This is a genomic window from Streptomyces sp. SID9727 (assembly GCF_010550605.1).
In the GTDB taxonomy this organism is placed as follows: Bacteria; Actinomycetota; Actinomycetes; order Streptomycetales; family Streptomycetaceae; genus Streptomyces.
Genome location: NZ_JAAGNI010000041.1, coordinates 13377 through 33477, shown reverse-complemented (window position 1 = coordinate 33477; position 20101 = coordinate 13377). Strand labels below are relative to the sequence as shown.

At 71.7% G+C, this 20101-nt stretch carries 19 protein-coding genes; 11 read left to right on the top strand and 8 right to left on the bottom strand.

All coding sequences use genetic code 11. The features are described from left to right. Positions 1–991: lysophospholipid acyltransferase family protein (locus G3I41_RS02450; protein ID WP_164398642.1), on the top strand; the 991-nt coding region annotated here is incomplete at its 5' end. Between the two features lie 33 nt (positions 992–1024). Here G3I41_RS02450 and G3I41_RS02445 read toward each other — a convergent pair. The 3 genes from G3I41_RS02445 to G3I41_RS02435 all read right to left on the bottom strand — a co-directional run bounded on the left by G3I41_RS02445 (position 1025) and on the right by G3I41_RS02435 (position 4436). Beyond that, the gene (locus G3I41_RS02445) at positions 1025–2221 is read right to left on the bottom strand and encodes a DUF5667 domain-containing protein (protein WP_164398641.1); all 1197 of its coding nucleotides are present in this window, start codon (positions 2219–2221) and stop codon (positions 1025–1027) included. A 224-nt stretch (positions 2222–2445) separates the two neighbouring features. Then, entirely contained in the window at positions 2446–3222 is a 777-nt protein-coding gene (locus tag G3I41_RS02440) for an ECF subfamily RNA polymerase sigma factor, BldN family (RefSeq protein ID WP_164398640.1), read from the bottom strand. 287 nt (positions 3223–3509) lie between these two features. Further along, entirely contained in the window at positions 3510–4436 is a 927-nt protein-coding gene (locus G3I41_RS02435) for an HAD-IB family hydrolase (protein WP_164398639.1), read from the bottom strand. A 106-nt stretch (positions 4437–4542) separates the two neighbouring features. On the opposite strand from G3I41_RS02435, the gene G3I41_RS02430 reads away from it, so the two are divergent. The 6 genes from G3I41_RS02430 to hemB all read left to right on the top strand — a co-directional run bounded on the left by G3I41_RS02430 (position 4543) and on the right by hemB (position 10978). Continuing rightward, positions 4543–4818 carry a glutaredoxin family protein gene (locus tag G3I41_RS02430; protein WP_093708273.1) on the top strand — a complete coding sequence of 92 codons (276 nt, stop codon included), beginning with the start codon at positions 4543–4545 and terminating at the stop codon, positions 4816–4818. A 272-nt stretch (positions 4819–5090) separates the two neighbouring features. Continuing rightward, positions 5091–5858: a redox-sensing transcriptional repressor Rex gene (locus G3I41_RS02425; protein ID WP_164398638.1), complete on the top strand. Its 768-nt coding sequence runs from the start codon at positions 5091–5093 to the stop codon at positions 5856–5858. After that, on the top strand, positions 5855–7249 hold the full coding sequence (locus G3I41_RS02420; protein ID WP_164398637.1) for a glutamyl-tRNA reductase: 1395 nt from the start codon (positions 5855–5857) through the stop codon (positions 7247–7249). Before G3I41_RS02425 ends, G3I41_RS02420 begins: the two co-directional genes overlap by 4 nt. Then, complete coding sequence (gene hemC, locus G3I41_RS02415) at positions 7246–8208, top strand: hydroxymethylbilane synthase (protein WP_164398636.1); 963 nt, start codon at positions 7246–7248, stop codon at positions 8206–8208. The genes G3I41_RS02420 and hemC overlap by 4 nt, the downstream gene beginning before the upstream one ends. Further along, entirely contained in the window at positions 8205–9872 is a 1668-nt protein-coding gene (locus G3I41_RS02410; RefSeq protein WP_164398635.1) for a uroporphyrinogen-III synthase, read from the top strand. Before hemC ends, G3I41_RS02410 begins: the two co-directional genes overlap by 4 nt. A gap of 110 nt (positions 9873–9982) precedes the next feature. Then, on the top strand, positions 9983–10978 hold the full coding sequence (gene hemB, locus G3I41_RS02405; RefSeq protein ID WP_203600050.1) for a porphobilinogen synthase: 996 nt from the start codon (positions 9983–9985) through the stop codon (positions 10976–10978). 11 nt (positions 10979–10989) lie between these two features. Here hemB and G3I41_RS02400 read toward each other — a convergent pair whose 3' ends face one another. Continuing rightward, complete coding sequence (locus tag G3I41_RS02400; RefSeq protein ID WP_164398634.1) at positions 10990–11349, bottom strand: DUF983 domain-containing protein; 360 nt, start codon at positions 11347–11349, stop codon at positions 10990–10992. 90 nt (positions 11350–11439) lie between these two features. Here G3I41_RS02400 and G3I41_RS02395 point away from each other — a divergent pair, with 90 nt between their 5' ends. Beyond that, complete coding sequence (locus G3I41_RS02395; RefSeq protein ID WP_164398633.1) at positions 11440–11853, top strand: DUF3224 domain-containing protein; 414 nt, start codon at positions 11440–11442, stop codon at positions 11851–11853. Here the strand turns inward: G3I41_RS02395 and G3I41_RS02390 are convergent. Continuing rightward, positions 11847–12560, bottom strand: coding sequence for a DUF4232 domain-containing protein (locus tag G3I41_RS02390; protein WP_164398632.1), 714 nt, complete (start codon positions 12558–12560; stop codon positions 11847–11849). The genes G3I41_RS02395 and G3I41_RS02390 overlap by 7 nt on opposite strands. 348 nt (positions 12561–12908) lie before the next feature. Here G3I41_RS02390 and G3I41_RS02385 point away from each other — a divergent pair, with 348 nt between their 5' ends. Next, entirely contained in the window at positions 12909–14285 is a 1377-nt protein-coding gene (locus tag G3I41_RS02385) for a helix-turn-helix transcriptional regulator (RefSeq protein WP_164398631.1), read from the top strand. A 42-nt stretch (positions 14286–14327) separates the two neighbouring features. Here G3I41_RS02385 and G3I41_RS02380 read toward each other — a convergent pair whose 3' ends face one another. Beyond that, positions 14328–15593: a choice-of-anchor A family protein gene (locus tag G3I41_RS02380; RefSeq protein WP_164398630.1), complete on the bottom strand. Its 1266-nt coding sequence runs from the start codon at positions 15591–15593 to the stop codon at positions 14328–14330. Between the two features lie 296 nt (positions 15594–15889). On the opposite strand from G3I41_RS02380, the gene G3I41_RS02375 reads away from it, so the two are divergent. Continuing rightward, the gene (locus G3I41_RS02375) at positions 15890–17116 is read left to right on the top strand and encodes a phospholipase D-like domain-containing protein (protein WP_164398629.1); all 1227 of its coding nucleotides are present in this window, start codon (positions 15890–15892) and stop codon (positions 17114–17116) included. 81 nt (positions 17117–17197) lie between these two features. Here the strand turns inward: G3I41_RS02375 and G3I41_RS02370 are convergent, their stop codons facing one another. Further along, positions 17198–17569: an ATP-binding protein gene (locus G3I41_RS02370; RefSeq protein WP_164398644.1), complete on the bottom strand. Its 372-nt coding sequence runs from the start codon at positions 17567–17569 to the stop codon at positions 17198–17200. Positions 17570–17801: 232 nt separating this feature from the next. Between G3I41_RS02370 and G3I41_RS02365 the strand changes: the two genes are divergently transcribed. Next, complete coding sequence (locus tag G3I41_RS02365; RefSeq protein ID WP_164398628.1) at positions 17802–18227, top strand: hypothetical protein; 426 nt, start codon at positions 17802–17804, stop codon at positions 18225–18227. 69 nt (positions 18228–18296) lie between these two features. Here G3I41_RS02365 and argS read toward each other — a convergent pair whose 3' ends face one another. After that, the gene (gene argS / locus G3I41_RS02360) at positions 18297–20066 is read right to left on the bottom strand and encodes an arginine--tRNA ligase (RefSeq protein WP_164398627.1); all 1770 of its coding nucleotides are present in this window, start codon (positions 20064–20066) and stop codon (positions 18297–18299) included. Between the last annotated feature and the right edge of the window lie 35 nt (positions 20067–20101).

The following is a 20101-nucleotide window of genomic DNA, read 5'->3' as shown; positions in this document are numbered from 1 at the left end:
CCGTTCGCGGCCGGGGGGCGTACCGCGTGCCGCGCGCCGGCGGGCTCCGGTACGCGGCACGGGGTCGGTGAGCGCCCTGCCCGGGCCCTCGGGCGCCCAGGACGCCGCGCCGGAGGCCGGGGGCCCGGGCGGAGGCGACGCGTCCGGGCGGGGCGCCTGGGACCGGCGGATCGCGGGCGGGCTCGCCTTCCTGCGGCGGCGGGTCACCGGCGAGTACGACGTGGACGAGTTCGGGTACGACGAGGAGCTGACCGACCAGGTCCTGATGTCGCTGTTGCGGCCGGTGTACGAGAAGTACTTCCGGGTCGAGGTGAAGGGCATCGAGAACATCCCGTCCGAGGGCGGGGCGCTCATCGTGTCCAACCACTCCGGGACGCTGCCGCTGGACGGGCTGATGCTCCAGGTCGCGGTGCACGACCACCATCCGGCGGACCGGCATCTGCGGCTGCTCGCGGCGGACCTGGTCTTCATGCTGCCCGTGGTCAACGAGCTGGCCCGGAAGGCGGGGCACACGCTGGCGTGCGCGGAGGACGCGGAGCGGCTGCTGCGCAAGGGCGAGGTCGTCGGGGTGATGCCCGAGGGCTTCAAGGGGATCGGCAAGCCGTTCGGCGAGCGGTACAAGCTCCAGCGCTTCGGGCGGGGCGGCTTCGTGTCGACGGCGCTGAGGGCCGGGGTGCCGATCGTGCCGTGCTCGATCGTGGGCGCGGAGGAGATCTACCCGATGATCGGGAACGCGAAGACGCTGGCGCGGCTGCTGGGCTTCCCGTACTTCCCGATCACGCCGACGTTCCCCTGGCTGGGGCCGCTGGGTGCGGTGCCGCTGCCGACGAAGTGGACGATCCAGTTCGGCGAGCCGATCCCGACGGACGGCTATCCGCTGGAGGCGGCGGAGGACCCGATGCTGATGTTCAACCTGACGGACCAGGTTCGGGAGCAGATCCAGCACACGCTGTACAAGCTGCTGGTGCAGCGGCGGTCGGTCTTCTTCTGACCGCCGCCGCACCGTTCTGTCCGGGCCGGAGGATCAGCCCCGTTCGTCCTCGGCGTCGATGCCGAGACCGCCGATGAGCCCCGGGAGCAGCGGCGGGATGGTGATGTCCGGCGACGGCGTCGAGCTCGGCGCCTCCTTCGACGGGCCGGTCGCGTCCGGGGACGGCGGGTCGAGGAGGCCGTCCGTGCCGCCGCCGATCAGGCCGCCGGCCGGGCTGGAGCCCGCGTCCGAGGGGCGCGGCGATGAGCTGGAACCCGTACCGCTGTCCTCGTGGCGGGCGGAGGACGAGGGCGACGGGGTGCGCGTGTCGGTGGAGGGGCCCGCGCCGGTGCCGGCCGAGTCGGAGCGGCGGGCCTCGGGACCCTTCTCCGGGGCGCGCGGGAACAGCGACTGGAGCGGTGCGACCTCTTCGTCTATGGCGTCGAACACCGAGCTGACCTGGTTGCCCACGTCGGTCAGCTGGACGGGGAGGCGGTCGCGGAGGCCGGCCCAGGTGTCGCGGTGGGAGCGGGAGAAGGAGTCCAGGGTCTGGATCGGACCGAGGGCGCCGTCCCGTTCGTACGCGGCGTGGAGGAGGCGGTGGCCCTCGGTGGCGTCGTGCGACATGCCGTTGAGCGTGCGCCTGATCTCGCCGAGCTGTTCGTGGTCGAGGTGGCCCGAGCGGGCGCGCTCCATGAGCCGGCGGGCTTCGCCGAGGCGGGTGGACGCCTGGTCGAGGTAGATCTCGCCGCGGTCGGTGTCGTCGCGGGTGAGGCCGAGGTGGAGGTCCTCCATGCCGCGCTTCAGGCCGTAGAGCGAGTCACCGGGGAGGGCGTCGGAGCTGGCGGCGGCCACTCCGCCGAAGGCGCCGGCGGCCACCCCGACGGTGAGCCCGCCCGCAGCGAGGCCCTTGGACCAGCGGGATCTGGGGCGCAGTTTGCGGAGCGGGGAGGCGCGGTGGCTGCCCCTGCTCCGTTGTTCGGGCACCGTAGGGCCCGCGGACGCGCCCCCCTCGGCGAACATGGCTTCCATGGCGGCGACGAGCTGGGCTCGCTGCACCACTTTGACCTCGGGGTCCAACTCCGGCTTCGGCAGCTCACCGAGGCCGTTCGCCAGGGCCAACAGCGGTCCTTGGTCGGCCTGTTCGGCCGGGTCCTCGGGCTGTACGGCCGCCGCACCGCGGAGCGACTGCTCCTCCAGGGCCTGGGCGAAGGCGTTCGCCCGCCGGTGTGCCGAGACGTTTGCGATCACTGGCGGCACCTCCTCTCGTCATGACGGTCGACTCCCCTGGGGATCCGGAAGGTTGCACACCTTGAGCGCTTCCACACGAACGAGTGAGCGTCTGCGGACATGGTGTGACGACAGGGGGCCTGCAACCGGCACAACGAGTGGCGCGGCACTTGGGTTACGCACGAAAGATGATCGGACCAGTGCGTGGGGAACGCGACGCCGGGGCCGGTCCGGCGGGGGAGCCGTCAGCGGGCATCGTCCGGGAGGAGCCGGGCGAGGGTGCGGACGGCGCGGTACTGGAGGGTCTTGATCGCGCCCTCGTTCTTGCCCATGACGCGGGCGGTCTCGGCGACGGAGAGCCCTTGCAGGAAGCGCAGGGTCACGCACTCCTGCTGCTGGGGGTTGAGGCGGCGCACGGCCTGGAGGAGCGCGGCGTTGGAGAGGGATTCGAGGACGGAGTCCTCGGGGCTGCGGGCGACCTCGTTGGCGTCGAGCATTTCGCCGGTGGTCACTTCCAGCCGGAAACGACTGGATTTGAAGTGGTCGGCGACCAGGTTGCGCGCGATCGTGACCAGCCAGGCGCCGAAGTCGCGGCCCTGCCAGGTGAAGGTGGAGATGCGGCGCAGGGCGCGCAGGAAGGTCTCGCTGGTGAGGTCCTCCGCCGTCGCCCTGCTGCCCACGCGGTAGTAGATGTATCGGTAGACCGTGTCGCTGTACTGGTCGTAGAGGCGTCCGAAGGCGTCGGCCTCGCCGGCCTGGGCGCGCTCGACGAGCTCCATCATGCGCGCGCTGTCGCTGTCGGCGGCGGGCCGCCGCACGGGGGCGGCGGTCGCCGCCCCGCGGCTGCCGCGTCTTCCGACCGCCGCGGCGCGTTCGGCCAGGGCGTAGCAGGGGCCGGCAGGTACAGGGGCGGCGAATGCGGGTACGGCGTACGCGGTGGGGACGAAGCCGCGCATGCGTTCGGCTACTGATGCGCGCAGCGTAGCCAGGCCCGAGGCGTCAACCCCGACGTGTGGGTACACGGGACTCCCAGAGGCAGAGCTTCCATCACGAGCAGTGCGGAACCGTCACTCGACGTAGTGAGTGGCGGGTCCGGAATGCGTCTGAGGAGAATAACGCTTCGTACAGGCCGCGCTACGCCCAGTTGCACAAATCATCGATTGCGTCGCTTCTGGACCAACTTTTCGACGCAACAAGTCGCACATCGTGACCGCTTGTTGATCGATTCGCTTCGGAATCTGTCTGCGGGGGCGACGGGTTGTGGCCGGTGACAAGGGTGTGCCGTGTTGACGCACGCGGGCGCGGAGAGTCAGCGGCGGCGGCGGTGCAGGGCGACGGCCGCGGCCGTGCCGCCCGCGAGGGCGCCGACTCCGGCGGCGGCCGGGATGCCGACCTTGGCCGCCTTGCGGCCGGTGCGGTAGTCGCGCAGCCGCCAGTCGCGGGCGCGGGCGTGCTTGCGGAGCTTGGTGTCCGGGTTGATCGCGTACGGGTGGCCCACCAGCGACAGCATCGGGATGTCGTTGTGCGAGTCGCTGTACGCGGCGCAGCGCGCCAGGTCCAGGCCCTCCGCCGCCGCCAGGGCGCGGACCGCCTCGGCCTTCGCGGGCCCGTGCAGGGGTTCGCCGACCAGGCGTCCGGTGTACACCCCGTCGACCGATTCGGCGACCGTGCCGAGCGCCCCGGTCAGGCCGAGCCGGCGGGCGATGATCGTGGCGGTCTCCACCGGGGCCGCGGTGACCAGCCAGACCCGCTGGCCGGCGTCCAGGTGGGCCTGGGCCAGGGAGCGGGTGCCGGGCCAGATGCGGTCGGCCATGTACTCGTCGTAGATCTCCTCGCCGATCGACATCAGCTCGGAGACGCGGTGGCCCTTGACGATGGACAGCGCGCTGTCGCGGGCGTCCTGCATGTGCTCCGGGTCCTCGACTCCGGCCAGCCGGAACCACGCCTGCTGCCAGGCGAACCGGGTGAGCTCGCGGCGCTCGAAGAACTTCCGCTTGTAGAGGCCGCGGCCGAAGTGGAAGAGCGCGGCGCCCTGCATCACGGTGTTGTCGAGGTCGAAGAAGGCGGCGGCCCGTTCGTCGCCGACGACGGGGAACTCGGGCTCCTCCGGACCGGTCTCCGCGGCGGCGGACCCGGCTTCCAGCTTCCGCGCGGCCTCCGCCGCCGCCTCGCCGGCCAGCACACTGCGAGCCGTGGCGGAACGCCTGCGGGGGGTGAGCCATCCAAGAGCGGCCATGCGGTCGAGCATAGCCAGTCGGCCGGGTCGTTCCGGTTCCACCGTGGTGCCGTGGTGTGAACTCCTGGTGTCCGCGGGCTCCGGGACGGGGCCGAGAATGAGAGGCATGAGTGCCTTGCTGCGTCGTAGGAAGAAGAACCCCGCCGAGCGCGTGGTGACCCTGGTGGGGAAGCCCGGCTGCCACCTCTGTGACGACGCCCGGGCGGTGGTCCGGGCGGTCTGCGAGGAGACCGGCGCCTCCTGGGAGGAGAAGGACATCACCCGGGACGAGGAGCTGTACCGGGAGTACTGGGAGCAGATCCCGGTGGTGCTCGTGGATGACGAACAGCACACGTTCTGGCGGGTCGACCCGGCGAGACTGCGCAGCGCGCTGCTTTCCTGAGGGAAACCCGGTTACCATCGTGGGCGTTTTGAGTGGTCTCGGGGGCGTAGTCGTGAGGAGTGTGTACCGCTTTGCCCCCTTCGGGCCTGCAACGGGCTGATGCGATCCATGGTTCCTGGATCGCGCGACGAATGTGCGTGACCCCGGTCACTTTGACCGGACAAACCGGACACAATCTTTGTGCACGCGTTCACAAAGACATAGCCTGCATTCGACGGGGCGGTCTTGGGACATACGGCCGCCTAAAGCCCCGCTCATCCCGCAGGAGCACCGTGGCAACTGGCCGAAATCACCGACCGGCGACCCGTAGCCGAGGAATTCCCGAGGCCACCGTCGCCCGACTTCCGCTGTATCTCCGCGCGCTGACCGCGCTCTCCGAGCGCTCGGTCCCCACGGTCTCCTCCGAGGAGCTCGCCGCGGCGGCGGGGGTCAACTCCGCGAAGCTGCGCAAGGACTTCAGCTATCTCGGGTCGTACGGGACGCGCGGCGTCGGCTACGACGTCGAGTACCTCGTCTACCAGATCTCGCGCGAGCTCGGCCTCACCCAGGACTGGCCGGTCGCCATCATCGGCATCGGAAACCTCGGCGCCGCGCTCGCCAACTACGGCGGGTTCGCCTCGCGCGGCTTCCGCGTCGCCGCGCTCATCGACGCCGACCCGGCGATGGCCGGGACGCCCGTCGCGGGCATCCCCGTGCAGCACGCCGACGACCTCGACCGCATCATCAGCGAGAACGGCGTCTCCATCGGTGTGATCACCACTCCGCCCGGCGCCGCCCAGCAGGTGTGCGACCGGCTCGTCGCCGCCGGGGTCACCTCGATCCTGAACTTCGCGCCGACCGTCCTCTCCGTGCCCGAGGGCGTCGACGTGCGCAAGGTGGACCTGTCCATCGAGCTCCAGATCCTCGCCTTCCACGAGCAGCGCAAGGCCGGTGAGGAGGGCGTCGACACCGCGCCCGACCCGGCCGCGCCGCCCGTGCGCGCCACCACCACCGGCCGGAAGGGACCCGACGGGGACATGCCCGCCGTGATGCCGGCATGAGCCTGCTCCTCGTGGGTCTGAGCCACCGCAGCGCCCCCGTCTCCCTCCTGGAACGCGCCTCGCTGGCCGCCGACACCCAGGCCAAGCTGCTCCAGGACACCCTGGCGGCCGAGCCCGCCGCCGAGGCGACCGTCCTCGCCACCTGCAACCGCATCGAGCTGTACGCCGACGTGGACAAGTTCCACGCGGGCGTCGCCGAGCTGTCCACGCTCCTCGCCCAGCACAGCGGCGTCGGGCTCGACGAGCTGACTCCGTACCTCTACGTGCACTACGAGGACCGGGCCGTCCACCACCTGTTCTCGGTGGCCTGCGGGCTGGACTCGATGGTCGTCGGCGAGGGCCAGATCCTCGGCCAGATCAAGGACGCGCTCGCCCTCGGCCAGGAGCTGCACACCGCGGGGCGGCTGCTCAACGACCTCTTCCAGCAGGCCCTGCGGGTCGGCAAGCGCGCCCACAGCGAGACCGGGATCGACCGGGCCGGGCAGTCGCTCGTCACCTTCGGCCTGGAACAGCTCGCCGACGGCCCCGACACCGCCGCCTGGGCCAAGGGCAAGCGCGCCCTGGTCATCGGCGCCGGCTCCATGTCCTCGCTGGCCGCCGCCACGCTGGCCCGCTCCGGCGTCGCCGAGATCGCCGTCGCCAACCGCACCCGGGCCCGCGCCGACCGCCTGGTCGAGATCCTGAACCAGCCCGGCGGCACGGGGGTGCGCGCCCGGGCCGTGGAGATGGCCGAGGTCACCGGTGAACTGACACGTGCCGACATCGCCGTCTCCTGCACCGGTGCCACCGGACTCGTGCTCACCGCCGAGACCGTCGCCGGGGCGCTCGGCCTCGACCACGTGCCCGATCCGGCGAGCGGCCTGATCCCGGCCCAGTCCACCGGGCCCGACCGCCTGGCGCTGCTGGACCTCGCGATGCCGCGTGACATCGACGTGGCGGCCGGCCGCCTCGACGGTGTGCGCCTCGTCGACATCGAGTCGCTCGCGGAGGCGTCGGCCGACGCCCCGATGGCCGCCGATGTGGACCAGGTGCGCACCATCGTCGCCGACGAGGTCGCCGCCTTCGGGGCGGCCCAGCGCGCCGCCCACATCACCCCGACCGTCGTCGCCCTGCGCACGATGGCCGCCGGCGTGGTCGCGGACGAGATCGCCCGGCTGGACGGACGCCTCCCCGACCTGGACGAGAAGCAGCGCGCCGAGATCACGCAGACCGTGCGCCGCGTGGTCGACAAACTCCTGCACGCGCCCACCGTGCGGGTCAAGCAGCTCGCCAGCGAGCCCGGCGGCGCCGGGTACGCGGACGCGCTGCGCGAACTCTTCGACCTCGACCCGCAGACGGTCGCCGCCGTCTCCCGGGCAGACCTGAACGACCCGAATCGAGGGCGGTCATGACCGACAACTCACCCCTGCGACTGGGGACCAGGCGCAGCAAGCTCGCCATGGCCCAGTCCGGCCACGTCGCCGATGCGGTCAGCGAGGTGACCGGGCGCGCCGTCGAACTCGTGGAGATCACCACGTACGGGGACACCTCCCGGGAGCACCTGGCGCAGATCGGCGGGACCGGCGTGTTCGTCGCCGCGCTGCGCGACGCGCTGCTGCGGGGCGAGGTGGACTTCGCCGTCCACTCGCTCAAGGACCTGCCGACCGCGCAGCCCGAGGGCCTGGTGCTGGCCGCCGTGCCGGTGCGCGAGGACCCCCGCGACGTGCTGATCGCCCGGGACGGGCTGACCTTCGCGGAGCTGCCGTCCGGCGCCCGCGTCGGCACCGGCTCGCCGCGGCGCATGGCCCAGCTCAACGCGTACGCCCGAAGCCACGGCCTCGACATCGAGACCGTTCCGATCCGCGGCAACGTCGACACCCGGATCGGGTTCGTACGCGACGGCGAGCTGGACGCGGTGGTTCTCGCCGCGGCCGGGCTCAGCCGCCTGGGCCGCAGCGGTGAGGTGACCGACTTCCTGTCGGTCGACACCGTGCTGCCCGCTCCCGGCCAGGGAGCACTGGCGATCGAGTGCGCTGCGAGCAGCGCCGACCTCGCCGCCGCGCTCGCCGAGCTCGACGACCCGTACACCCGGGCCGCCGTGACCGCCGAGCGTGCCCTGCTCGCCGCCCTGGAGGCCGGCTGCTCCGCACCCGTGGGTGCGCTGGCCGACCTCCTCGCCGACGGTCAGGCTGTCAACGAACTGCGCCTGCGCGGTGTCGTCGGTTCCACCGACGGTGCCTCGCTGGTGCAGATGTCCACCACCGGTCCCGTTCCCACGTCGCACGACGACGCGGCGGCGATCGGTCGCGAACTCGCGGCCGACATGCTTGCCAAGGGTGCGGCCGGTCTTATGGGGGAGCGAGCACTTTGAGCCCCACCGGCCCCGCCGCATCCGATTTCCCGGTCCACTCCGCAGGGCACGTCACCTTCCTCGGCGCCGGTCCCGGCGACCCGGGACTGCTGACCCTGCGCGCCGTCGAGGCGCTCGCGAGCGCGGACGTCCTTGTCGCCGAACCGGATGTTCTCGGCGTCGTCCGCTGCCATGCGCGGGCAGGGGTAAGCACCCCTGAGCTGGCGGTTCTTGACGCGCAGTCAACAGCCGCCGGGGTACCCGTTCTCAGGGATGCCGCCAATCTTGTCATGGAGGCCGCGAAGGGCGGCAGGCGGGTCGTCCGTGCCGTGGCCGGAGACCCCGGCCTGGACGGGAACGCCGCCGCCGAGATGCTGGCCTGCGCCTCGGCCGGCATCCCCTTCGAGGTCGTCCCGGGCGTCGCGAACGCCGTCGGGGTGCCCGCGTACGCCGGGGTGCCGCTGCGGGACGCGCAGGGCGCGGACGTGCGGTTCGTCGACGCCCGTACGGCCACCGACCGCTGCTGGAGCGAGGTCGGCGTGAGCGACGCCACGTGCGTCATCTCGACGTCGCTCGACGCGGTGGCCGCCGCAGCCGGTGAGCTGGTCGCGGCGGGCCGCAAGCCCGACACCCCGCTGACCGTGACGGCCGGCGGCACGACGACGCGCCAGCGCACCTGGACGGCGACCCTCGGGACGATCGCCCAGGTCTTCAAGCAGGGCAAGGTGCTCCCCTCGCCGGAGGGGCACCAGCCGGTCATAGCCGTGGTCGGGGAGCGCAGCTCCGCCGCCCAGCGCGACCAGCTGGCGTGGTTCGAGTCCAAGCCGATGTTCGGCTGGAAGGTCCTCGTGCCGCGTACGAAGGAGCAGGCGGCCTCGCTCTCCGACCAGCTGCGGTCCTACGGCGCCGTGCCGCACGAGGTGCCGACGATCGCCGTCGAGCCGCCGCGTACGCCCCAGCAGATGGAGCGGGCGGTCAAGGGCCTGGTCACCGGCCGGTACGAGTGGATCGCCTTCACCAGCGTGAACGCCGTGAAGGCCGTCCGGGAGAAGTTCGAGGAGTACGGGCTCGACGCGCGGGCCTTCGCGGGGATCAAGGTCGCCGCGGTCGGCGAGCAGACCGCCGCCGCGCTGATCGACTTCGGCGTGAAGCCGGACCTGGTGCCGTCGGGCGAGCAGTCCGCCGCCGGTCTCCTTGAGGACTGGCCGCCGTACGACCCGGTCTTCGACCCGATCGACCGCGTCTTCCTGCCGCGTGCCGACATCGCCACGGAGACCCTGGTGGCCGGGCTGATCGAGCTCGGCTGGGAGGTCGACGACGTCACCGCGTACCGCACGGTCCGCGCCTCGCCGCCGCCGGCCGAGACCCGGGAGGCGATCAAGGGCGGCGGCTTCGACGCGGTGCTCTTCACCTCGTCCTCGACCGTGCGCAACCTGGTCGGCATCGCGGGCAAGCCGCACAACGTGACGGTCATCGCGTGCATCGGCCCCGCCACGGCGAAGACCGCCGAGGAGCACGGGCTGCGCGTGGACGTGCTGTCGCCGGAGCCCTCGGTGCACAAGCTGGCCGAGGCGCTGGCGGAGTTCGGCGCGCGGCGCCGGGACGCGGCGCGGGAGGCCGGCGACCCGGTGACCCGGCCGAGCGAGCGGCGTCCGGGTGCGCGCAGGCGGCGTACGACGACCTGAGCGGTGCTGTGACGCGGGGCCCGGCCACTTCTTCGGAGGCGGCCGGGCCCGCCGCTTTTCCGGCACCGGTGTCGGTAAGAGCCCGGTCCGCGCGGGTCTACGCTCGAAGGATGACTGTGTACGGAAACTTCCCCGGCTCGCGGCCCCGTCGGCTGCGGACGACCCCCGCGATGCGGCGGATGGTCGCCGAGACACGGCTCGATCCGGCCAACCTCATCCTGCCCGCGTTCGTCCGCGAGGGCATCGACGCCCCGGTCGCGATCTCGGCCATGCCCGGCGTGCAGCAGCACACCCTGGACACCCTGCGGAAGGCGGCCGTGGACGCGGTCTCGGCCGGAGTGTCGGGGATCATGCTGTTCGGCGTCCCGCTGGACGAGAAGAAGGACGGCCGGGGCACGGCGGGCACCGACCCGGACGGCATCCTCCAGGTCGCGCTGCGCGCGGTGCGCGAGGAGGTGGGCGACGATCTCATCGTCATGTCGGACCTGTGTCTGGACGAGTTCACCGACCACGGCCACTGCGGTGTGCTGACCGGGGACGGCCGCGTCGACAACGACGCCACCCTGGAGCGGTACGCGGAGATGGCCCAGGTCCAGGCCGACGCGGGCGCCCATGTGGTCGGCCCCAGCGGGATGATGGACGGCCAGGTCGGCGTCATCCGCGACGCCCTCGACCAGACGGGCCACGAGGACGTCTCGATCCTCGCGTACACCGCGAAGTACTCCTCGGCGTTCTACGGCCCGTTCCGCGAGGCCGTCGGCTCCTCGCTCAAGGGCGACCGCAAGACGTACCAGCAGGACCCGGCCAACATCCGTGAGTCCCTGCGCGAGCTGGCGCTCGACCTCGAAGAGGGGGCGGACATGGTCATGGTCAAGCCGGCGGGCCCCTACCTGGACATCCTGGCCAAGGTCGCGGAGGCGTCGGACGTACCGGTGGCCGCGTACCAGATCAGCGGCGAGTACGCCATGATCGAGGCCGCCGCCGAGAAGGGCTGGATCGACCGCGACGCGGCGATCATGGAGAGCCTGACGGGTATCCGCCGCGCGGGCGCCCAGCTGATCCTGACGTACTGGGCGACGGAGGTCGCGCAGCGCCTGCGGGGCTGAGCGGAGAAGCGTTACGGCGTGTGCACCAGGCCCATGAAGAGCATCCAGGTGAACACGACGGTGAGGGGGGCGGCCACGGCGAGGAGGACCGAGGCCGCCGGCCTCTTCCGCATGCACACCCAGCTCGCGAGCAGCACGCCGAGGCTCAGGGCGAGGCCGCAGCAGGAGACCACGAAGGCCGGGCCGAAGCTCGCGTCGAAGCGGGCGCTCTCCTCTTCCGTGCACGAGTCGCAGGCCATCGGCGTCAGCATGCTGAAGAGGAGAGCGAAGAACACGGCCGGGAGCGTGATGACCGTCGAGGCCAGTGGGGCGATCCAGGGGGTCCGGGGGAAGTTGTCCAGGGTGTCGTCCGGGGCGTCGGTCTGTGACATGGGGGCGATTCCATCAGGTGTGCGACCGCCGCGCATGAGTTGTTCTACCTAGAACCCCAACTGTCGTACCCCGCCCCTACGCTCGGGTGCATGAGAGCTTCCGGAACCTTCATCGTCGACTCCTTCGTCCCCTCCGAGCTGAAGCCCGAGCCCGAGGTGGCCACCGCGCTGCCCGTCGGAGTGGCGACCATCGTGAAGACCTTCCAGGGGGAGGTGGCGGGGCGGTCCACGACGTTGTTCACCGCTGCCTTCGACCAGGCGTCGGGGGTCGGTACGTATGTCGCCATGGAGTCCTTCGAGGGGGCGCTCGCCGGGCGGGAGGGGACGTTCAACTTCGTGCACTCGGCCGCCACCAGTGGCAGTGACCGGGCGAACGAGTTCTTCTCGGTCGTGCCGGGAAGCGGGACCGCCGCCCTCGCCGGGATCAGCGGGGGCGGCGGGCTCGCCGTCGATGAGGACGGCACGCACCGGATCTGGTTCGACTTCGAGCTGGGCGGTCAGTAGACGAGCGCCTGGTCCATCTCGCTCTGCCAGTACGTGACGAAGCCGTTGTCGTCCCAGGAGGTCCCGGCGGGCAGCGTCAGCTCGGTCGACGCGGAGTTGACGGGCCCGTCGTTGCGGTCGGCGAAGGTGACGCCGAGGTGCTTGCTCGGGTACGGCTTCTGGCCGTTCGGCTCGCCCGTCAGACCGATGGAGGCGTAGGCCGACTGGCCCGGCGCGAGCGTCACCACGGCCTGCGGCTTGCTGGACCGGAGGACCTGGAACACCGCCTGCGCGCCGTCGAAGCGGAGCATCGGCGCGTGGTACGCGTAGCAGGGGCGGTCGCCCGTGTTGGTCGCCGTGAGCAGCAGGTGGTTGATCGGGCGGCTCACCTTGGTGACGGTGACCTTGGTGTTCGCGCCGGTGCAGGTCACCGGGGACTTCGGCTTCGGCTTGGGCTGCGGCTTGGACGCGGGCTTCGCGGCGGACTCCGCGGGCTGGTCGGCGGCGGGCTTCTCGGCGGGCTCGGTGGTGTCGGCGGCTGGCTCGGTGTCCGTGGCGGCCGTCGAGTCCTTCTCCGGCGCGGCCGACGGCGCGTCACCCGTCGCCTGGACGGACGCCGCCGGCTTCTTCGCGTCGGTGCCGTCGTCCCCGCCGCACGCCGTGAGCGAGAGGGCGGCGAGGACGGCGGTCGCCGCGAGGACGGTGTTGCGGATGCGGTTGCTGCGCATGGTGGTACTCCCCGTGAGTGTGTTCGGTCGTGTCATGTGTTCGGTCGTGTCAGGTGTGCGGTCGGGCCGGCGTGGTCAGTTCCGGCAGATCAGGAGCAGGACGATCGCGGTCGTCACGATCAGCACCCCGATCGCCAGCGCATCGGCCAGCTCGATGCGGAAGAGGGTTCGCACTGGTCGGCCCCCGTGGTCGTTGCGGTGTGGTCCGAGCTTGTGGCACGACGGATTCCGGCCGCAACGCCCGACACACCATTGGGGATGCTGGAATGCCTGCGCGTACTGTGACCTGGGCAGATTCCACGTCCCTGGAACGGTGATCCGGGACGGACCAGGAGGGGGAACGCCGTAGTGGCGACGCCGGAGGCCGAGGAACTAGCGGCCCTGCTGAAGAAACTGAAGGACCGTTCGGGGCGCAGCTACGGGGTGCTCGCGGGCCGGTTGCACGTCAGTACGTCGACGCTCCACCGGTACTGCAACGGGGACGCCGTTCCGGGGGAGTTCGCCCCCGTGGAGCGTTTCGCGCGCCTGTGCGGGGCGACCGCCGACGAGATGGTGGAGGTCCACCGCCGGTGGATCCTCGCGGACGCGGCGCGCGGACGGGGTAAGGCGGAAGCGCCGGTTCCGGCGGAGGCCGTCAAGCCCGTGCCCGTGGAGCCGGAGGTCGTGGAGCCCTCGCGCGCGGAGCCGGAGGTCGTGGAGCCCTCGCGCGCGGAGCCGGTGCCCGCTGAGCCCGCGCGCCGGGAGACCGAGCCCGTGGCCCTGGAGCCCGTACGGGAAGAGGCCCCCGCCCCCTCCCGTTGGCGCCGGGCCTCCGCCCGTACGCGGGTGCTCCTCGCCGCCGCGGCCGTCGTCGCGCTCACCGTGCCCACCGCCGTCGTCATCGGCCAGCTCAAGCAGACCGGTTCCGACGCGGCCACGGGCGCCCCGGGTGCGAGCGAAACGACGGCCGGCCAGGACGCAGACGCCGTCTCCCCGTCCCCGTACAGCCCCTCGCCCTCGGTCAGCGCGTCGAAGCGGCCCAGCGCCTCCGCCACCACGGGCTCGGCCAGTCCCTCCGCACGCACGTCGCCGTCCGCCTCGCGCACCACCGGCGCGCCGGAAGGCGGGACCGGGCGCCCTCCCACGGTGACCATCAGCTCGTACAACTGGGAGGAACCGTGCGGGCAGTTCTACCTGCTGGGCCAGGACCCGGCGACCGTGCCGCCCCCGCCGCCGCCCAAGGGCACCCGGGGCTGGGCGCGGGCGCTCGGCGGGGTGGACGGGGGCGCCATGAAGCTGGAGCTGACCGTGCAGGGCACCTCCGCGCAGGCCGTCGTCCTGACCGGGCTCCGGGTGAAGGTGCTGAGCCAGCGGGCGCCCGTGCAGCAGCCGGCCTTCTCGATGGGCGAGGGGTGCGGCAGCGGCATCGAACCCCAGTCCTTCGACGTCGACCTGGACGACAGCCGCCCGGCGCTCAAGCCCGTCGCCGGGAAGCAGGGCGACGAGACCGTGCCCGCCAAGGACTTCCCGTTCCGGGTGTCCTCCAGCGATGTGGAGGTCTTCGACCTCGACGCGCACGTGGAGGGCCACGACGTCAGCTGGTACCTGGAGCTGGACTGGTCCAGCGGCGGCCGTACGGGCACCCTGCGCGTGGACGACGGCGGCAAGCCGTTCCGTACGAGCAGCATCGCGGGGCGCCCGGAGTACTACTACCGCTACGACACCTCGGTCTGGGAAAAGCGCTGAGCGGCACGCGGCCCTTCCCGGGCCGCGTGCCGCTCAGTCGGGTCAGGCGCGCTTGCGGCGGCGGGCCATGACCACGAGGCCCGCACCGGCGGCGACGACCACGGCGCCTCCGACGGTGATGGGGACCATGTTGCCGCTACCGGTCGTCGCCAGGTCGCCCTCGGGCTGCGAGGGGCTGGCGGACGGGGCGGGGGCGCCCGGGGTCGTCGTGCCCGACGGGGTGCCGGAGGGCGTCGCGGTGCCGGACGGGGTGGCCGAGGACGACGGGGTGCCGGACGGGGTGGCCGGGGGCGTCGAGGAGGGCGTGCCGCTCGGCGTCGTGCCGGGCTTCGGGGTGCCGGGCACCTCGGGCAGGCAGCCGGTGAACGGGAAGTGGTGCGTCTCCGCGCCGCCCGAGCCGTGCAGCGAGGCCACCCACACCGAGCCGTTGACCGGGGCGGCGTTGCCGAGCTCCAGGTGCGCGTACGGGGCGAGCACGCTGCCCGGCCAGGCGGCCTGGCTGTTCTTGACGATCTTCGTGGCGTTCGGGAAGTTCCACAGCAGCTTGGCGCGGACCGCGCCGTCCTGCGCGCTCTGCGTCTTGTCGTCCAGGACGAAGTCCTGACCGCCCGACAGGAAGAAGCCCGTCGTACCGGCGGTCGCCATGTCGTACGTCTGGCCGGTGACGTTGACGATCGTCGTCGCTCCGGCCGGGACCTTGACGAAGACCTCCTTCGCCTTCTCCAGCTGTGACGCCTCGACCGAGAACACGTTCCGGCCGGTGTCCGTGCCGGTCAGCGTCAGCCGGTTGCCCTCCAGGCTCACCGTGGCACCGGAGGTCGCCGACTCCCCGGCCAGCGCGTCCGCGTACGACCGGAGCTTCGCGAACTCGCCGTCGAAGTCGATCAGGTCGGCCTTCTTGCCGAAGGTGCCGTTGTGCAACTCGACCGCGCGGTCCTTGACCTCGCCGCCGACGACGGCGTTGCCCTTCATCACGACGGTGGCGGAACCGCCGTTGAGCAGGTCCCCCCGCACGACGAGCGAGGCCCGGCCGGGCAGCGCGTCCACCTGGGCGGCCGTCAGTTCGTTGCCGACGCTGAACCCGCCCTTGAAGTCGGCGTTCCCGCCGACCGCCACGGCGCCTTCCGCGTCGGGGGAGTGGACGTCGTCTCCGAGGACGAACTCACCGTACTTCCCGGCGATTCCGAAGGCGTCGGTGGTGCAGTCCGCCGAGGCGGCGGGGGCGGCCTGAGCGGCCGGAGCGACGGTGAGCCCGAGAACGAGGGCACCGCCGAGCGCCGCGAGGGCGGCGGAGGTCGGTATGCGCATGGTGCGTGGGTCTCCTGCGGAGCGGTTATGAAGGTTCTGTGGCGACTCCGGCCATGATTCTCATACTTGGGGAAATTGGTCAAGACCAATGAGGGCATCGGCCCCCATCGGTTACGGAGTTCAGCGCCCCGCGTACCCGGTGCCCGCTCCCTGCCCGGGCGCCCACTGCACGCCTGCCCGACCCGTACAAGCTGCGTGTACGGGCGCTCACGGTGCGCGATGACCGTCATATCGCCCCCGTCCCAGGGAAGGTGGTCTCTGCCCCGAGCGACCGCATACCTTCGAGGAGCGACGACATGACCAGCGGCACCGACGACAGACCGGAACTGCGGACGGCAGCGCCCGTGGACCACGAGGACGCCGTCCTCGTGGAGCGCGCGCAGCGCCTCAGACGGCGGCTGGAGCGGCTCATCGGGATCGCCGCGACCGAGGGGAACGAGCTGGTCCCGCTGCGGAACGGGGACGCGATCTTCGCCGCGATGCTGGACGCCATCCGCCGCGCCGAGCACACCGTGGACATGATGACGTTCGTCTACTGGCGCGGCGACATCGCGCGGGAGTTCGCCGCCACGCTGGCGGACCGCGCCCGCGCCGGGGTACGGGTGCGGCTGCTGCTCGACGGGTTCGGCAGCAGACTCATAGAGAAGGACCAGTTGCGGGCCATGGAGGACGCGGGCGTCCAGGTCGCGTGGTTCCGCAAGCCGCTCTACCTGTCACCCCTGAAGCAGAACCACCGCTGCCACCGGAAGGTCCTTGTGGTGGACGAGGAGACCGCGTTCACCGGCGGCGTCGGGATAGCGGAGGAGTGGTGCGGCGACGCGCGCAACGAGAACGAGTGGCGGGACACGCACGTCCGCGTACGGGGTCCGGCCGTCGACGGACTCGCCGCGGCCTTCGCGCAGAACTGGGCCGAGTGCCACGACGAACTGTTCGACGCCCGCGACCGGTTCCGGAACATCCCGCCGCAGGGCGACGCGGTGGTGCAGGTGGTGCGGGGCTCGGCCAGCATGGGGTGGCAGGACATGCAGACCCTGCTCCGGGTCATCCTGGAGACCGCCGAGGAACGCGTCAGGATCGCCACGGCCTACTTCGCCCCGGACGCCTTCTTCGTGGAGCTGATGTGCGCGGCGGCGCGGCGCGGGGTCGAGGTCGAGATCCTGCTGCCGGGCCCGCACACCGACAAACGGGTCTGCCAGCTCGCCGGGCAGCTGTACTACGAGCGGCTGACGGCCTGCGGCGTGAAGATCCACCACTACCAGCCGACGATGATGCACGCCAAGGTCGTCACCGTCGACCGGGTCGCCGCGCTGATCGGGTCCACGAACATCAACCGCCGCTCCCTGGACCACGACGAGGAGGTCATGCTCGCGGTCCTGGACCGGGGACTCACCGCGACGCTCGACGCCCACTTCGAGGAGGACCTGGAAGTGAGCGAGCGCATCGAGGGCCGGAGGTGGCGGCGCAGGCCCGTCGTGCAACGGCTCCGCGAGGCGTCGGTGCTGCCGCTGCGCCGGTTCCTCTGACAGCGCACTGTTCTCAGCGGGCCGTCGAGACGGTCTCAGCGGGCCGTCGAGACGCGGTCTCAGCGGGCCGTCGAGACGGTCTCAGCGGGCCATCGAGATGACGATGACCTTGCCGGAGGGAGCGTGGGGGCGAATGTCGGCCTTCTTGGCCAGCTTCAGGACCAGTGGCCAGCCGAATCCTCCCGTACCGCCGCGGAGGTCGGGCGTCCGCTGCCGCGGACGGTCGGAGCTGGGGTCGGCGACCTGTACGTACAGCGTGTCCGCGTCCGCCCCGAAGGCCAGCGCGGTCACCGCGCCCGCGTGCCGGAGCGCGTTCGTCACCAGCTCGGACACCAGGAGCAGCAGGTCCTGGATGGTCGTCGCCGCCGGCCGCGGGTGGAGCGTCGCCAGGAACGCCTTGGCCGCCGCCCGGGCGTCGGCGGCCCTGGTCGGCGGGGGCTCTGCCGGTGTCATCGTCCGCGGCGACGGTGACACCGCGGTGGAATCGAGTTCAGTCATTTTCTCCCCCGGAGAAATGATCGTCGAACGGTCTGAATTCTTCTTCTTCCCTCGGGTCCCACGCGTATCCGGCCTTTTTCCCGGACGCCGGGCGGAGGATTGGACACGCCCATTCGCGGGCAGACGGGGCAAGAAATTCCGGCCCACCACGGCGCCGGAACGAGGCCGTGGCCGAAGGGAACAGCCCATGACCGACTCCACCGACTCCGCCCGGGACACCCTCCTGGTCACCCAGCCGGTTCCCGACCTCCAGCTCCAGCTGCTGATCCAGCTGCTCGACCGCGAGCCCCGGTCCGGCCTGCCGCTGACGCTGGCCGTACCCCCCGGGGTCCTGCACGGAGAGGTGATCGGCCACGAGGCGTGGAAGGCGGAATGGGCGCGCGGCCTGCGCCAGGTGGAGGGCGAAGGAGCGAACCTCCTCGCGGAGTTCCCCGAGACGGTGGACCAGGGGATCAAGGAGGCGCAGGCGGACGAGGACGCCGCCTTCCTGCCCCGGTGGATCCACCTGCGGGACGCGACCCTCGTCTGCGGCGGCGCGGCCCCGCTGCGGCTGCCGCTGTGGCGCGGCCGGCTGTCCGACGTCTCGGGATGGACGCTGGGACGGCCGGAGTAGAGCCGCTGAGGGGCGGCCCCGGCGCCCCCGAAGTGCCGCCGGGCCCCACCCCTTCGCGAGCTGCCACGCTCAGAGCCGCTCGGGAGTCCGGATGCCGAGCAGCGCCATGCCCCGGTGCAGGGTGCGGGCGGTGAGGTCGCAGAGGAACAGCCGGTTCTCGACCACCTCGGCCGGGTTGTCCTCGCTCAGCACGTGGCACTGGTCGTAGAACGTCGTGTAGAGCGAGGCGAGCTGGTAGAGGTACGCGGCCAGCTTGTGCGGCTCGTACTGCGCGGCCACCTCGGCCAGCACCTCGCCGAACTGGTCCAGGTGCAGGCCCAGCGTCCGCTCGGCCGGGGCCAGCTCCAGCTCCGGGTGCGCCACCGGCTTCGCGTCGCCCGCCTTGCGCAGGATCGACTGGATCCGCGCGTACGCGTACTGGAGGTACACCGACGTGTCGCCGCTCAGCGACACCATCTGGTCCAGGTCGAACTTGTAGTCCCGCACGGCGGAGGTCGACAGGTCCGCGTACTTCACGGCGCCCACGCCGACGTACCGGCCGTTCTCCACGATCTCCTGCTCGGACAGGCCCACCTTCTCGGCCTTCTCCCGGACCACGGCGGTCGCCCGCTCGACGGCCTCGTCCAGCAGGTCCTCCAGCCGGACCGTGACGCCCTCACGGGTCTTGAACGGCTTGCCGTCCTTGCCGAGCACCGTGCCGAACGCGAGCTGCCGCGCCTTCACGTCGTCGTTCAGCCAGCCCGCCCGGCGGGCCGTCTCGAAGACCATCTTGAAGTGCAGCGACTGCCGTACGTCCACCACGTACAGCAGGGCGTCCGCCTTGAGGTTCCGCACCCGGTCCCGGATCGCGGAGAGGTCGGTCGCCGCGTAGCCGTAACCGCCGTTCGTCTTCTTGACGATCAGCGGGACCTGGTTGCCGTCGGGGCCCAGCACGTCGTCGAAGAAGACGCACAGCGCACCCTCGGAGCGGACGGCGACACCCGTCTCCTCCAGGATGCGGCAGGTCTCCTCCAGCATGTCGTTGTAGCCGGACTCGCCGACGATGTCGGGGTCGCTGATCTCCATGTCCAGCTTGTCGAAGACCGAGTAGAAGTAGATCTTCGACTCGTCCACGAACCGCTGCCACATGGCCAGCGTCTCCGCGTCGCCCGCCTGGAGAGCGACGACCCGGTCCCGGGACCGCGCCTTGAACTCCTCGTCCGAGTCGAACAGGGCCCGTGACGCCTTGTAGAGCCGGTTCAGCGAGGACATCGCGGCCTCGCCGTCCTCCTTGCCGCCCTCGTGGTCCAGCTCGTGCGGGTGCTCCACGAGGTACTGGATGAGCATGCCGAACTGCGTGCCCCAGTCGCCGATGTGGTGGCGCCGGACCACGGACTCGCCGGTGAACTCCAGGATCCGCACCATCGCGTCGCCGATCACCGCGGACCGCAGGTGGCCGACGTGCATCTCCTTGGCCACGTTGGGCTGCGCGTAGTCGACGACCGTGGTGCCCGCCGCCTCGTTCGCCGGGACGCCGAGCCGGTCGCCGTCGGCGGCGCGCGCGGCCAGGGTCTCCGTGATCGCCCGGTCGGTCAGCGTGACGTTCAGGAAGCCGGGGCCGGAGACCTCGATGTCCTTGATCAGGTCCGAGGCCGGGAGCGCGTCGGTGACCTTGCCGGCCAGCTCACGCGGGTTGCCCTTGAGCTTCTTGGCGAGCGCCAGGATGCCGTTGGCCTGGAAGTCGGCCCGGTCGCTTCGGCGCAGCAGCGGATCGGCGGTGCCGGCTTCCGGCAGTGCTGCCGTCAGGGCGTCCGCCAGCTGCTGCTGGAGCGTGGAAGCGAGGGAAGTGACCGAGGCCATGAGCCGGCTGCCGTTTCGGTAGAGGACAAAGGATC

What these genes read in the sequence shown, in the direction of transcription:
- G3I41_RS02435 (WP_164398639.1), bottom strand. Translation starts at nt 4,436, where the DNA reads ATGGCCGCTCTTGGATGGCTCACCCCCCGCAGGCGTTCCGCCACGGCT.
- G3I41_RS02430 (WP_093708273.1), top strand. Translation starts at nt 4,543, where the DNA reads ATGAGTGCCTTGCTGCGTCGTAGGAAGAAGAACCCCGCCGAGCGCGTG.
- G3I41_RS02420 (WP_164398637.1), top strand. Translation starts at nt 5,855, where the DNA reads ATGAGCCTGCTCCTCGTGGGTCTGAGCCACCGCAGCGCCCCCGTCTCC.
- hemC (WP_164398636.1), top strand. Translation starts at nt 7,246, where the DNA reads ATGACCGACAACTCACCCCTGCGACTGGGGACCAGGCGCAGCAAGCTC.
- hemB (WP_203600050.1), top strand. Translation starts at nt 9,983, where the DNA reads ATGACTGTGTACGGAAACTTCCCCGGCTCGCGGCCCCGTCGGCTGCGG.
- G3I41_RS02400 (WP_164398634.1), bottom strand. Translation starts at nt 11,349, where the DNA reads ATGTCACAGACCGACGCCCCGGACGACACCCTGGACAACTTCCCCCGG.
- G3I41_RS02395 (WP_164398633.1), top strand. Translation starts at nt 11,440, where the DNA reads ATGAGAGCTTCCGGAACCTTCATCGTCGACTCCTTCGTCCCCTCCGAG.
- G3I41_RS02390 (WP_164398632.1), bottom strand. Translation starts at nt 12,560, where the DNA reads ATGCGCAGCAACCGCATCCGCAACACCGTCCTCGCGGCGACCGCCGTC.
- G3I41_RS02380 (WP_164398630.1), bottom strand. Translation starts at nt 15,593, where the DNA reads ATGCGCATACCGACCTCCGCCGCCCTCGCGGCGCTCGGCGGTGCCCTC.
- G3I41_RS02375 (WP_164398629.1), top strand. Translation starts at nt 15,890, where the DNA reads ATGACCAGCGGCACCGACGACAGACCGGAACTGCGGACGGCAGCGCCC.
- G3I41_RS02370 (WP_164398644.1), bottom strand. Translation starts at nt 17,569, where the DNA reads ATGACACCGGCAGAGCCCCCGCCGACCAGGGCCGCCGACGCCCGGGCG.
- G3I41_RS02365 (WP_164398628.1), top strand. Translation starts at nt 17,802, where the DNA reads ATGACCGACTCCACCGACTCCGCCCGGGACACCCTCCTGGTCACCCAG.
- argS (WP_164398627.1), bottom strand. Translation starts at nt 20,066, where the DNA reads ATGGCCTCGGTCACTTCCCTCGCTTCCACGCTCCAGCAGCAGCTGGCG.